The 12,359-nt window shown below is 68.6% G+C and carries 12 protein-coding genes; 2 read left to right on the forward strand and 10 right to left on the reverse strand.

Going from position 1 to position 12,359, the window contains the following annotated elements:
• Window positions 1–218 precede the first annotated feature (218 nt).
• On the forward strand, window positions 219–929 hold the full coding sequence (locus J2P76_RS21870; protein WP_207410006.1) for a TetR/AcrR family transcriptional regulator: 711 nt from the start codon (window positions 219–221) through the stop codon (window positions 927–929).
• A gap of 7 nt (window positions 930–936) precedes the next feature.
• Here J2P76_RS21870 and J2P76_RS21875 read toward each other — a convergent pair whose 3' ends face one another.
• The 10 genes from J2P76_RS21875 to J2P76_RS21920 form a co-directional block, all read right to left on the reverse strand.
• On the reverse strand, window positions 937–1,737 hold the full coding sequence (locus J2P76_RS21875) for a carbohydrate ABC transporter permease (protein WP_207410008.1): 801 nt from the start codon (window positions 1,735–1,737) through the stop codon (window positions 937–939).
• A complete protein-coding gene (locus tag J2P76_RS21880) occupies window positions 1,734–2,609 on the reverse strand; it encodes a carbohydrate ABC transporter permease (RefSeq protein WP_207410010.1) in 876 nt (291 codons plus the stop codon). Before J2P76_RS21880 ends, J2P76_RS21875 begins: the two co-directional genes overlap by 4 nt.
• Before the next feature lie 12 nt (window positions 2,610–2,621).
• Window positions 2,622–3,917 carry an ABC transporter substrate-binding protein gene (locus J2P76_RS21885; protein ID WP_207410011.1) on the reverse strand — a complete coding sequence of 432 codons (1,296 nt, stop codon included), beginning with the start codon at window positions 3,915–3,917 and terminating at the stop codon, window positions 2,622–2,624.
• An 11-nt stretch (window positions 3,918–3,928) separates the two neighbouring features.
• Window positions 3,929–5,002 (reverse strand): ABC transporter ATP-binding protein, encoded by a 1,074-nt coding sequence (locus J2P76_RS21890; protein ID WP_207410013.1) that lies wholly within the window; start codon window positions 5,000–5,002, stop codon window positions 3,929–3,931.
• Between the two features lie 104 nt (window positions 5,003–5,106).
• Window positions 5,107–5,928: a phosphodiesterase gene (locus tag J2P76_RS21895; protein ID WP_207410015.1), complete on the reverse strand. Its 822-nt coding sequence runs from the start codon at window positions 5,926–5,928 to the stop codon at window positions 5,107–5,109.
• 69 nt (window positions 5,929–5,997) lie between these two features.
• Window positions 5,998–7,008 (reverse strand): ABC transporter ATP-binding protein, encoded by a 1,011-nt coding sequence (locus tag J2P76_RS21900; RefSeq protein WP_207410016.1) that lies wholly within the window; start codon window positions 7,006–7,008, stop codon window positions 5,998–6,000.
• Window positions 7,005–7,826: an ABC transporter permease gene (locus tag J2P76_RS21905; protein ID WP_207410017.1), complete on the reverse strand. Its 822-nt coding sequence runs from the start codon at window positions 7,824–7,826 to the stop codon at window positions 7,005–7,007. The genes J2P76_RS21900 and J2P76_RS21905 overlap by 4 nt, the downstream gene beginning before the upstream one ends.
• Before the next feature lie 28 nt (window positions 7,827–7,854).
• Window positions 7,855–8,670 carry an ABC transporter permease gene (locus tag J2P76_RS21910; RefSeq protein WP_207410018.1) on the reverse strand — a complete coding sequence of 272 codons (816 nt, stop codon included), beginning with the start codon at window positions 8,668–8,670 and terminating at the stop codon, window positions 7,855–7,857.
• A 45-nt stretch (window positions 8,671–8,715) separates the two neighbouring features.
• Window positions 8,716–9,726: an ABC transporter substrate-binding protein gene (locus J2P76_RS21915; protein ID WP_207410019.1), complete on the reverse strand. Its 1,011-nt coding sequence runs from the start codon at window positions 9,724–9,726 to the stop codon at window positions 8,716–8,718.
• Window positions 9,723–10,784: a LacI family DNA-binding transcriptional regulator gene (locus J2P76_RS21920; RefSeq protein WP_242697640.1), complete on the reverse strand. Its 1,062-nt coding sequence runs from the start codon at window positions 10,782–10,784 to the stop codon at window positions 9,723–9,725. The genes J2P76_RS21915 and J2P76_RS21920 overlap by 4 nt, the downstream gene beginning before the upstream one ends.
• A gap of 232 nt (window positions 10,785–11,016) precedes the next feature.
• Between J2P76_RS21920 and J2P76_RS21925 the strand changes: the two genes are divergently transcribed.
• Complete coding sequence (locus J2P76_RS21925) at window positions 11,017–12,312, forward strand: amidase (RefSeq protein WP_207410020.1); 1,296 nt, start codon at window positions 11,017–11,019, stop codon at window positions 12,310–12,312.
• Window positions 12,313–12,359 lie beyond the last annotated feature (47 nt).

A 12,359-nucleotide genomic window follows, 5' to 3' on the forward strand; every position in this document is an offset into this window, starting at 1 on the left:
GATAAATTACGGCAAGCAGTTTTTGAAATAAGAGACTTTTGTTTATAATTTCTATCCAATAGGTCGGAATTCTATGGAATTGTTCGATAAGACCCTGATAAAAAATAAACAGTTGTTTTAAATCGGGCCCGAATGGCCCTGTAAGATGCCGAAGCCGCTATAACCGTCCCTGTGCGGCCACGCGCCCACTCGTACCCTTCGTTGTTGCTGCCACTTTCATGAACACTTCGAAGCCGGCCTCCGAGGCCGCCCTTGCCGCCGTACCCGCCAAAGCCCGCACCGCCCTGGGCGAGCAGACGCGCACCGAGATCCTGGACGTGGCCGAGACAATCTGCGCGCGCGAAGGGTTCGAGGGGCTGTCCATCCGCGCCATCGCGAATGTGGCGGGCGTGAACGTGGCGGCGATCAGCTACTACTTCGGCTCCAAGCGCCAGCTGTTCGAGGCCATGTTCCGGCGCCGCGTGGTGCCGGTGAACGAAGAGCGCCTGGCCATGCTCGGCCAGTGCCGGCTGCGGCAGGGCGGCGACTACCTGAAAAGCGTGATCCGCGCCTTCATCACGCCGCCCATGAAACTGACCGACTTTGTCGACCCCAGCGGGCGTCCGGCGCTGGTGGTCATGCAGTTCCTGGCGCGTGTGTTCGCCATGCCGGGTGAAGACGCGTTCTTGCTGGAGTACTACGAGCCGGTGCGCAGCCGCTTCGTCGAGGCCCTGTGCCAGGGCTTGCCCGACTTGCAGCTAGAGGACGTCATCTGGCGCTACAACCTGATGGTGGGCGCGCTGATCTACGCCATGGCGGGCACGGTGCGCATGACGCGCGTGCCGCAGGCGTTTCCCGACAGCGCGCCGCATGCTCCGGCCTCGGCCGACGAGGCCATCGGCCAGATGGTGCGGTTCTTGAGCGCGGGCATGCGCGCGCCCAAGGCCTGAGCAGGCCCTAGCGTATCCCGGCGCGCATGAACGACTGCACGAACTGCCGCTGGAACAGCAGGAACCCCACCAGCAGCGGCGCGGCCGACAGCAGCGTGGCTGCCGTGATGACCGACCAGTCGATGCCCTGGTCGGTGGCGGCGAACACCTGCAGGCCCACGGTCAACGGCCGCGACTCCACCGAGTTGGTGATGATCAGCGGCCACAGGAAGTTGTTCCAGTGGTGGCTGACCGATACCAGGCCATAGGCCACATAGATGGGCCTGGCCAGCGGCACGTACACCTTCATCAGCACCTGCAGCGGCCCGGCGCCTTCCACGCGCGCGGCTTCTTCCAGCTCGCGCGGCACGGTCTTGAAGGTTTGCCGCAGCAGGAAGATGCCGAAGGCCGAGGCGAAGTACGGCAGGCCCACCGCGAACACCGTATCGCGCACGCCCAGCAGGCTCATCGAGCGGTAGTTTTCCACCAGCAGCACATCGGGCATGATCATCAGCTGCAGCAGCACCAGCATGAAGACCAGGTCGCGCCCGCGGAATTCGAAGCGGGCGAAGGCATAGCCCGCCAGGGTCGACAGCACCAGCTGCGCCGCCAGCACCATGGTGACCAGCATGAAGGTGTTCAGGAAATAGCGCGGGAACGGCGCCGCGTGCCAGGCGCGGCTGAAGTTCTCGAGCGTCAGGGGGGCCAGCAGGTCGAAGCGGGTGGCGTAGGCGGGGGGATGGAACGCGGCCCAAAGCGCATAGGCCAGCGGCAGTATCCATAGCAGGCCAAGCAGCCAGGCGCCCAGGGTGTCGAGCTTGCGGGTCATTGGTAGTGCGTCCTGCGGTCGAGCCAGCGGAACTTCACCAGCGCGGTGACGGCCAGTATCAGCAGCAGCACCACGGTCAGCGTGGCCGCGTATGACGTGTCCCAGAAACTGAAGCCCACCTGGTAGATGTAGAACAGCAGCAGCGTGCTGGCATTGTCGGGCCCGCCGCGCGTCATCACCACCACGTGGTCGACCAGCCGGAAGGCGTTGATCAGCGCGTTGACCAGCACGAACAGCGTGGTGGGCATCAGCAGCGGCCACAGCACGCGCCGGAAGTACTGCCAGCGCGAGGCGCCTTCCAGCAGCGCCGCCTCGCGCAGCGAGGGCGAGACGGTCTGCAGGGCGGCCAGGTAGAAAATCATGAAGAAGCCGGCTTCTTTCCAGATGGTGACGACCATCAGCGCCGGCAGGGCTGTGTCGCGGCTGCCCAGCCAGTTCGGGCCGGCCGCGCCGAACCAGTGCATGACCTGCGCGATCAGGCCGTACTGCGGGGTGTAGAAGAACAGCCAGATGTTGGCCACGGCCACCATGGGCAGCACGGTGGGCGTGAAGTAAGCCATGCGCAGGAAACCGCGGCCGGCCAGGTTGCGGTTGACCCACAGGGCCATGACCAGCGCGATGGCGATCGACAGGGGGATGGTGCCCAGCGCGAACCACAGGTTGTTCCAGAGCGCCTGCCAGAACACCGGGTCGTCGCGCATCAATGCGTAGTTTTCCAGCCCCACGAAGCGCGCCGGCCGGCTGCCCCGCGGGGTGGAAAAAAAGCTGTGCCACAGCGTGGCCAGCGCCGGGTAGTGCGTGAACGCGGCCAGCAGCACCAGGGCCGGCAGCAGCAGCAGCCAGCCATACACCGCCTGCAGGGACCGGTTCATCGCCCCGGCGCCTTAGCGGTAAGCACGCAGGATGCGGTCGGCCTCGCGCTGCGCGTCGGCCATGGCCTGCTGCGGCGTCTTCGAGCCGGTCAGCATGGCCTGCAGGGCGTCATTCAGCGACTTGGTCACGCGCTGGTTCTCGTGGGTGGAGAACTCGGCCACGCTGACCGACAGCTGGTCGCGCGCCACGGTGGCGGCGGGTACTTCGGCGGCGTACTTCTTCATCTTGTCGGTTTCCCACGCCGCCGGCGTGACGGCCACGTAGCCGGTGGCGATGCTCCAGTCGGCCGCGCGTTCCGGCGTGGTGGCCCACTGCGCGAACTTCAGCGCGGCCGCCTGCTGCTCGGGCGTGCCGCTCTTGAAAATATAGAAGTTGCCGCCGCCGGTGGGGCTGCCGCCGCGCTTGGCCTTGGGCATCATGGCCACGCCGAACGGGAAGTCGGCGTTCTTGCGGATGTTGGTCAGGTTGCCGGTGGTGGTCCAGACGATGGCCGCTTTCTTTTCCAGGAAGTCCTTGGGCGTGGTGCCCCAGTCGACCGTGCCGCGCGGCATCACCCCGTGCTTGGCCGACAGGTCGTTCCAGAACTGCGCCGCCTCGATCACCGCGGGTTTGTCCAGGTACACCTGGTTGCCTTCCTCGTTCATCAGGATGGCGTCGTTGGGCGTGGTCAGGGCCTGGAACAGCCAGTACGCGAATGCGCCGCCCGACGGGATCTTGATGCCCCACTGCGTGACGTTGCCGGACGCATCTTTCTTGGTGAGCTTCTTGCTGTAGTCGACCAGCTCGTCCCAGGTGGCGGGGGCGTGTTCGGGGTCCAGGCCGGCCGCCTTGAACAGGTCTTTGTTGTAGTACATCACGATGGTCGAGCGCTGGAACGGCACGCCCCACACGTGGCCGCCAGTGCGGCTGTTCTGCATGAAGGCGTCGTAGAACCCGCCCAGCCATTTCTTGTCGGCGTCGGACTTGGCCAGCCCGTCGACGGGCACGATGGCGTCTTCGTCGATGAGCGTGAACATGTCGGTCGACAGCAGCACCGCCAGCTGCGGCGGCGTGCCGCCCTTCAGCGCGGTCAGGGCCTTGGCGATGGAGTCCTGGTACGAGCCGGCGTAAATGGGCTTGATGTCGATGCCGGGGTTGTCTTTCTCGAACGCCGCGACCATGTCGTCGACGATCTTGGTAATGGGGCCGCCCACGGCCACCGGGTAGTAGAACTCGACTTCTACGGGCTTGTCCTGCGCATACAGCGGCAGCGAGAAAAAGGCGCCGGCCAGGGCGGCTGCCAGGGCTTTGAGGGCGATGCGTCGCATGATGGCTTTTCCTAGAGGGAACCGGCGCCGGAGCGCCCGGGGGTGGAGATGACCGCCGTGTCGGCGGCGAAGAAATGCTGGTGCTCGGGCCGCCACGACAGGCCCAGCGCGTCGCCGGCGGTGGCGCGCAGGTGTCCCGCCACGCGCACGGCCACGCCGCTGCTGTTGCCCATGCGGCACACCACGATGGAATCGGCGCCGAAGTACTCCACGCTTTCCACGCTGGCGGGCCGTCCATCGGCATCGATGCGTATGTGTTCGGGGCGCACGCCCAGGCGCGCCGCGCCGGGCGGCGCGTGCGGCACGGGCGCATCCCGCAGGCCGTCGATGACGTGCGCGCCGCCCTGCTCGGCCAGGCCGATCAGGTTCATGGGGGGCGTGCCGATGAAGCGCGCCGCGAACTCGGTGGCGGGCCGGGCATACAACCCGTCGGGCGTGTCCAGCTGCTCGATGCGGCCGTTGCGCAGCAGCACCACCTGGTCGGCCATGCTCATGGCTTCGGTCTGGTCGTGCGTGACATACACCATGGTGATGCCCAGCGCCTGCTGCAGGGCGCGGATCTCGCGCCGCATGTCGTGGCGCAGCTGCGCGTCCAGGTTCGACAGCGGTTCGTCCATCAGGCACACCGGCGCTTCGGAAATGACCGCGCGGCCCAGCGCCACGCGCTGCTGCTGCCCGCCCGACAGCTGCGAGGGCTTGCGGTCCAGCAGCGGCGACAGGCCCAGCAGCTCGGCCACGCGCTGCAGGCGGCGCGGGTAGTCGGCCGCCGGTTCTTTACGGACCTTCAGGCCGAACAGGATGTTCTCGCGCACCGACAGATGCGGGAACAGGGCATACGACTGGAACACCATCGAGATATGGCGCTGCGACGGCGGCAGGAGGGTAACGTCGCGGTCGCCGATGCGGATGCGGCCCGAGGTGGGCGTGTCCAGCCCCGCGATCATGCGCAGCGTGGTCGACTTGCCGCAGCCCGACGGCCCCAGCAGCACGGTGAAGCTGCCCGCGGGCGCGGTGAAGCCGACGCCCTGGATCGCGGCGGCCTCGCCATATTGCTTGGTCAGGTCTTCCAGGATGAGCGTGGACATGGTTATTGGATATGTAATGTCAGGCTGTCATTCTGGCGGCAAATGAAATCCTTTTCATTCTGCGGTGCAAACATGACGCCGCCGTGTCAGGGCCGGGGCCCCGGTCATTCGTCGATCAGGGTTCCGCCTTCATGAAAGGGGTACGGGCCCGCATAGGCGCCGATGTAGGCGTGGTGCGTCACCAGCGCGCCCTCGCGCCATTCGTGCAGATGAAAGCCCGGCGGCTCCATCACGAAAGCCGAGGGCCCGTCGGGCCGCAGGTCCAGCGCCACCTGGTGGGCCGGGCCGGGGCAGGTCGAGGCCACGGTGCCGCCGAAACGCCGGAAAATGGTGCGGTGCAAATGGCCGCACAGGATTCTTTCGACATTCGGATGCGCCGCCACGATCTGTTCCAGCTCGGCCGCGCCCTCCAGCAGGCCGATGGCGTCCATGTGGGCGATGCCGGTGGCGAACGGCGGATGATGCATGGCAATGGCGGTGGGGCGGCCGGGCTGTTCGGCCAGGCGTTCGCGCAGCCATTGCAGCCGCCGCGCGCACAGCGCGCCGTGGCTTTGCATGGGCACCACGGTGTCCAGCATCAGCAGGCGTAGCGGATGGTCTTCCACTGTGTACTGCACATAATCGTCCATGTCCCGCAGGTAGCGGTGCGCGGGGAAGGCGGCCACCAGCTCTGCGCGCGCGTCGTGGTTGCCCGGCATCAGGAAGTACGGCGCGCGCAGGCCGTCCAGCATGCCTTTCAGGTGGGCGTATTCCTGCGGGCGCCCGAAGTCGGTCAGGTCGCCGCTGATGATCACCAGCGTGGGCGCGGGGTCCAGCCGGTTCAGTGCATCGATGGCCGGCGGCAGGTAGCGGTCGGTCTCGACCACGCGATAAGCCTTCTGGCCCGGCATGCGGATATGCAGGTCAGTGATCTGTGCGATAAGCATGATGAGAAATATCCCGAATCAACAAGGCGCGGCACGGCAGCGTGCCGCAAGCAGCAGGCCAGGGCCCGTTCATGCGTGGCCGCCGGGGGCGCCGGCCGGCCCGGGGGCCACCACGACGCTGACGGTTTCGCCCGCCGCGTGGCCGCTGTGGGCGGGCGCCACCACGGGAAAGCGCTGGCCGTCGTCCAGCCCGATTTCATAGCGCACCGAGCCGCCCAGGAAAAAACGCGCCAGCACGCGCGCGGGCAAGGCGCCGGCGCGCGCCGGCTCCAGCCGCGCTTCGTGCGGGCGGAACGCCAGGCTGCCGGCGCCCGCCACCAGCACGCCGCCCTGCAGCCCCGCCTGCACGCGGCACAGGGTGCCCAGGAACTCGGCCACGAAATCGCTGGCCGGCTCGCGGTACAGGGCCTCGGCCGTGCCCACCTGCTCCAGGTGCCCGGCCGACATGACGGCAATGCGGTCGCCCAGCATCATGGCCTCGTCCTGGTCGTGCGTGACGATTACCGTGGTGACGCGCAGCTGGCGCAGCATCTGGGCCAGCTCGACACGCAGGTGCTCGCGCAGCTTGGCGTCCAGCGCGGTCAGCGGTTCGTCCAGCAGCAGCACGCGCGGCTCGATGGCCAGGGCGCGCGCCAGCGCCACGCGCTGCCGCTGGCCGCCGGACAGCTGGTCGACGCGGCGGTCGGCAAAGCCCTCCAGCCGCACCAGCGCCAGCAGCTCGCGCGCGCGCCGGTCGCGCTCGGCCGCGCCTACGTCGCGCACGCGCAGGCCATAGACCACATTCTGCGCCACCGACATGTTGGGAAACAGCGCGTAGCTCTGGAACACTACGCCCACGCCGCGCGCTTCGGGCGGCAGCGCCGTGACCTCATCGTCGCCGAAGCGGATCGACGCGCCCGCGTCGGCCTGCTCCAGGCCGCATATCAGGCGCAGCAGCGTGGTCTTGCCGCAGCCCGACGGACCCAGCAGCGCCAGCGTCTCGCCGCCCCGCACTTGCAGGTCGATGGGCTGCAGGGCGCGCGAGCCGTCCGGCCAGGTCTTGGCGCAGCGGGTCAGGGTAATGGCAACAGGGTCGGTCATGATGACGGGATCCGGGTAGAGGCAAGGCGGGACGGCCGGTCGCCGCGCGCGGCCAGCCACTGCAGCCCCACCAGCAGCGGCACCAGCATCAGCAGGAACACCAGCGTGTAGGCCGAGGCGATCTCCAGCCGCATCGAGGCGTAGCTGTCGGCCAGGCCGACCGGCAGGGTCTTGGTCAGCGGCGTGTGCAGCAGCCAGGTCAGGTTGAATTCGCCGATCGACAGCGTCAGCACGGTAAGCGCGCCGGTGACGATGCCGGATGCGGCATTGGGCACCACGATCTGCAGGAAGCGCTGCGTGCGCGACGCGCCCAGCGTGGCGGCGGCCTCGTCCAGCGTGGCCAGGTCGGCGCCGCGCATGCTGGCGCGCGCGGCGCGCACCATGAACGGCAGGGTGAACAGCACGTGGCCGATCACAATGAACCAGATGCTGCCGCGCAGGCCGCGCACCGTGCCCCACGACACGATCAGCGCCAGCGCCGAGGCCAGGCCGGGCACGGCCACCGGCAGCGTCAGCAGTTCTTCCAGCGCGCGCGCCAGCCGGCCGCGATACAGCGTCAGCACCCAGGCGGCCGGCACGCCCACCACGGTGCAGATGGCCAGCGTCAGCAGCGCCACCGCGAACGAGCGCCAGATGGTGTCGGCATACAGCGACCACACTTGCCCGACCCAGCGCAGGGTCAGGCCGCTGGACAGGCCCACGAAGTAGTTCTTGGTCAGGCCGGCCAGCACCGACAGCACCACCGGCCCGATCAGGAAGGCCGCCACCGCCAGCGTAACGGCCAGGCCCAGGCGGGTGTCGGTCTTGGAAGCGTTCATGCCGGCATCCTTTGCGTGTTGGCGGTTCCTAGCCCGCCGCGCCCAGGCGCGCGCCGGCCAGGCTGTGCGCCACGTACAGCACGGCCCAGGTGGCCAGGCCCAGCACAATCGACAGGGCGGCCGCCACGGGAATGTTGGCGTAGTTGGTGAACTCGTTGTAGATGGTGATGGGCAGCACGTCGATCTGGGTGGCCAGGGTGAAGGCGGTGCCGAAGGCGCCCATGCTGGTGGCGAAGCTCATGGCGCCCGCGCCGATCAGGGCCGGCGTCAGGGCCGGCAGCTCGATGTCGACAAATCGCCGCCATGGGCTGGCCCCCAGCGTGCGCGCCGCTTCCAGCAGGCTGGCATCGACCTGTTCGGCCGCGGCCGCCAGCACGCCGATGCAGCGCGGCAGCGAAAAATACAGGTAGCCCAGGAACAGCCCGCCCATGCCGTACGCGAACACCATGCGTTCGCCCGCCAGCCAGTCGGTAAGGTTGCCGATGACGCCCTGGCGTCCCGCCAGCAGAATGATCAGGAAGCCCACCACCACGCCGGGAAACGCCAGCGGAAACATCAGCAGCGACATCAGCAGCCGCCGTCCCCGGAAATCGCGGTGCCAGGCCAGGAAGCGGCCCACCGGCAGCGCCAGCAGCAGCGTGGCCAGCGTGGCGGCCAGCGACAGCGCCACCGTGTTGAACAGGCTGACCCAATACTGCGAGCGGGTCAGCACCGTCAGGTAGGCCGACTGGCCGTTCTTGATCTCGGCGCCGACCAGCGCCAGGCCAGCCATCGGCAGCAGCCAGAACGCCAGGAACAGCGTCGCCGCGGGCACGGCGAACCAGATCCATCCGCGGCGGGCCATGTCAGCGTCCTCGGGTCCGCGCCGGGGCGGCGTGCGCCGGCCGCATCAGTTCACCTCTTGCGCGTAGCGCTGCGAGAACGCGCGCTGGCCGGCCGCCATCTTGCCGTAATCCACCGTGCCGACGCGGGCGTACTCGGAAGCGGGCAGGAATTTCTTCTGCGCCTCGGCCGACATGGCTTCCGGCCGCACCGGGCGCAGGAAGGCATTGGCCCAGATCGCCTGGCCCTGGTCCGACAGGGTGAAATCCAGCACCTTCTTGCCGTTGTCGGCGTGCGGCGCCCCGGCCACCAGGCTCATCACGTAAGGCACGGCAATGGTGCCTTCGGACGGAATCACGAACTCGACGTTGCTGCCGTCCTTGTACTTGGCGCGGTAGGCGTTGAAGTCGTAGTCGATCAGGATCGGAATCTCGCCCGACAGCACCCGCGCGTAGGCGGTCTGCTTGGGCACGATGGGATTGTTGGCGGACATTTTCTTGAACCAGTTCAGCGCCGGGCCGAAGTCGTCCAGCGTGCCGCCCATGGCGCGGTTGATGGCCACCGCGCCGGCGTAGCCGACAAAGGCCGAGGCCGGGTCCAGGTAGCCCACCATGCCGCGGTATTCCGGCTTGAGCAGGTCGGCCCACGAACGCGGCACCGGCTTGCCGCCCAGCGCGTCGACGTTCACCATCAGGCCCAGCGCGCCCGAATGGATGGCGAACCACTTGCCGTCGGGGTCTTTCATGCCCGCGGGAATCTGGTCCCAGTGCTGCGGCCGGTAGGCCTGCACCAACCCGTCCTGCGCGGCCTGGATGCCGAACGTGACGCCGTAGTACACCACGTCGGCCACCGGGTTGCCTTTTTCAGCGGCGATCGAGGCCAGCGACTGGCCCGAGTTTTTATTGTCGGCGGGCACATTGATGCCGGTGGCCTTTTTGATGGCCTTCAACTGGGTGCCCCAGTCGGCCCATTCAGGCGGACAGTTGTAGCAGATGGCGTTTTGCGCCTGCGCCGCGGCCCCGGTCAGGGCCAGGGCCAGCGCGGCCGCGCGCAGCGCGGTGCGGATGAGCGGTTTCATGATGAACGTTTCCTTATGAGGGGAACAGCAGAGGCGACGGCGGTGGCGGTGCCGCCGTCGACGATGCGGTGCGGCAGACGCACCGATGTGGCGGCGCCGCCGTCTTGCAGGCGCGCCAGCAGCAAGGCGCAAGCCGTGGCGCCGATCTCGCGGCTGGGTTGCTGCACCGTGCTCAGGGGCGGCACCATCAGCGCGCCGATGCTGACGCCGTCGAACCCGCATACCGCGATGTCGTCCGGCACGCGCACGCGCAGCGCGGCCAGTTGCGCAATGACCGAGGCCGCCAGCAGGTCGTTGGAACAGAACAGGGCCGTGGGCGCGTCGCCGCGCGCCAGCAGCTTGCGCAGCAGCGGCGCGCTGGATTCGGTATGGGCCGCCATGGCCAGGTGCGCCACGGCGGGCAGGCCCAGCTCGCGGGCGCAGGCCTGCGCGCCCTGCAGGCGGCGGCGCGCCCGGTCGGAGGCGGGCAGCGGCCCGCTGACGAACGCGATGCGCCGATGCCCCAGCGCGGCCAGGCGCGCCACCATTTCGTGGGCGGCCGCCTTGTTGTCGACCGACACGAACGGATGCGAGCCGGACTCGTTGTAGGCCAGGATGTGCGGCATGCCGGCCGCGTCCAGCGCCCGCAGCGTGGCATTGCGGGCCGGGTTGCCCACGGTAAGGATCAGGCCGTCGATCTGATGGTCGATCAGCGCCTGCACCGATTCCGCCTCGACCGACGGGTCGTAGCCGGTGATGCCCATCATCACGCTGTAGCCGGCCGCGCGCGCATGCTGCTCGGCGCCTTCGAAGCAGTCGGCGAATACCGGGTTGGCCAGGGTGGGCAGCAGCAGCCCGATGGTGCGCGTGCGCCCGGCGCGCAGGCTGCGGCCCACGCGGTTGGGGCGAAAGCCGCTGCGCTGCGCCACGGCCTCGATGCGGGCCCGCGTTTCGGGGCGCAGCAGTTCGGGCTGGTTGAACGCGCGCGACACGGTGGCCGGCGATACGCCGGCCTTGCGGGCGATTTCCAGAATCGACGGACGGTGCGGCGGTTTGTCGGGCACGGCAGTTTCACCCATGAAAACGATTTCATTCTAGGGGTAAAGCATGACAGCCAGATGTCACGAGATACGGTATCGTGATTTTGTCGCCACGCCAATCAAAACTGGTGGTGCGGCGCCGCAAGCCGCGCCAGCTGCGCGCCGCGCGCCATGCGCCGGCGGGCGGCCCGCGGTGGTTGTGGCAACGCAATAACTGTCACCGGCAGGCGTTATACAAGAAAAGATGCTGCAGATGCAGGGGTATGGGGCAATGGCTGTAGAACTGAACCGCTTGAGCGCGACACAGGCCGCGCAATTGTTGGCGCGCCGCGAACTCGGCGCCGAGCAGCTGCTGCGCGCGTGCTTCGCGCGCATCGAGCAGCGCGACGACGCCGTGCGCGCCTGGGCCGCGCTCGACAAGGCGCAGGCGCTCGAACAGGCGCGCGCGCTCGACCAATCCGCCACGCGCGGCGTGCTGCACGGCCTGCCGTTCGGCGTGAAAGACATGTTCGCCACCTGGGACCTGCCCACCTGTTACGGCTCGTCCATCTACGAAGGCCATCGCCCGCCCCTGGACGCGGCCGCGGTGGCGCTGTGCCGCGAAGCCGGAGCGCTGGTGGCGGGCAAGACCGTCACCACCGAGTTCGCCACGTTCCAGCCGGGCCCCACGCGCAATCCGCACAATCCGGCCTATACGCCCGGCGGCTCGTCCAGCGGCTCGGCGGCGGCCGTGGCCGACTGCATGGTGCCGTTCGCGCTGGGCACCCAGACGGCCGGCTCCATCATCCGCCCGGCGGCATACTGCGGCGTGGTGGGCTACAAGCCGTCATTCGGCCGCGTGGCGCGCGCCGGCCTGAAAAGCCTGGCCGACACGCTGGACACCGTGGGCGGCTTTGCCCGCAGCGTCGACGACATCGCCCTGTTCGCCTCGGTGCTGCTGCGCGATCCGGCCCTGCGCGAACTCGGCTACGACGCCCGCCCGCGCATCGGCATGTACCGCACCTTGCAGTGGCGCCACACACTGCCCGAAACCCGCAAGGCGTACGAACTTGCCGCTAGCGCACTGTCGCGCGCCGGCGCGCAGATCAGCGAACTGGAACTGCCGCCCGACTTGTGCGCGCTGGTGCAGGTGCATGCCGACATCATGAGTTTCGAAGCCGCCCAGTCGCTGGCTTTCGAGCGTACCCGCCATGCCGCCAGCCTGAGCGGCTCGCTGCAGGCGCTGCTCGAGGCCGGCTGCCAGATCAGCGCCGACGAGCACCGCGGCAACCTGGCGCGCGCCGCCCAGGGGCGCGCCCGGGCCGAGCCGTGGTTCGACGACTACGACATCCTGCTGGCGCCCAGCGCCAGCGGCGAGGCGCCTTTCATCGACCAGGGCACCGGCGACCCGCAGTTCTGCCGCGTGTGGACGCTGTTCGGCTGCCCCTGCGTGCACCTGCCGTTCGACACGGGCCCGCAGGGCCTGCCGGTGGGGCTGCAGGCCGTGGGCCGGCCCGGCGACGACCACCGCACCCTGGCCATCGCGCGCTGGGTGCTGAACGTGCTGCGGCCCGAGGTCGATGCCTGACACTGAGCATGGCGTGGCGCATCAGGGCGTCAGGGGTCTGGCGCCTG

Source organism: Bordetella petrii (assembly GCF_017356245.1).
Lineage (GTDB): Bacteria > Pseudomonadota > Gammaproteobacteria > Burkholderiales > Burkholderiaceae_B > Bordetella_A > Bordetella_A petrii_D.

Bases quoted from the DNA above. Each gene is read 5' to 3' on its own strand.
- J2P76_RS21870 (WP_207410006.1), top strand. From the start codon at position 219: ATGAACACTTCGAAGCCGGCCTCCGAGGCCGCCCTTGCCGCCGTACCC.
- J2P76_RS21875 (WP_207410008.1), bottom strand. From the start codon at position 1,737: ATGACCCGCAAGCTCGACACCCTGGGCGCCTGGCTGCTTGGCCTGCTA.
- J2P76_RS21880 (WP_207410010.1), bottom strand. From the start codon at position 2,609: ATGAACCGGTCCCTGCAGGCGGTGTATGGCTGGCTGCTGCTGCTGCCG.
- J2P76_RS21885 (WP_207410011.1), bottom strand. From the start codon at position 3,917: ATGCGACGCATCGCCCTCAAAGCCCTGGCAGCCGCCCTGGCCGGCGCC.
- J2P76_RS21890 (WP_207410013.1), bottom strand. From the start codon at position 5,002: ATGTCCACGCTCATCCTGGAAGACCTGACCAAGCAATATGGCGAGGCC.
- J2P76_RS21895 (WP_207410015.1), bottom strand. From the start codon at position 5,928: ATGCTTATCGCACAGATCACTGACCTGCATATCCGCATGCCGGGCCAG.
- J2P76_RS21900 (WP_207410016.1), bottom strand. From the start codon at position 7,008: ATGACCGACCCTGTTGCCATTACCCTGACCCGCTGCGCCAAGACCTGG.
- J2P76_RS21905 (WP_207410017.1), bottom strand. From the start codon at position 7,826: ATGAACGCTTCCAAGACCGACACCCGCCTGGGCCTGGCCGTTACGCTG.
- J2P76_RS21910 (WP_207410018.1), bottom strand. From the start codon at position 8,670: ATGGCCCGCCGCGGATGGATCTGGTTCGCCGTGCCCGCGGCGACGCTG.
- J2P76_RS21915 (WP_207410019.1), bottom strand. From the start codon at position 9,726: ATGAAACCGCTCATCCGCACCGCGCTGCGCGCGGCCGCGCTGGCCCTG.
- J2P76_RS21920 (WP_242697640.1), bottom strand. From the start codon at position 10,784: ATGGGTGAAACTGCCGTGCCCGACAAACCGCCGCACCGTCCGTCGATT.
- J2P76_RS21925 (WP_207410020.1), top strand. From the start codon at position 11,017: ATGGCTGTAGAACTGAACCGCTTGAGCGCGACACAGGCCGCGCAATTG.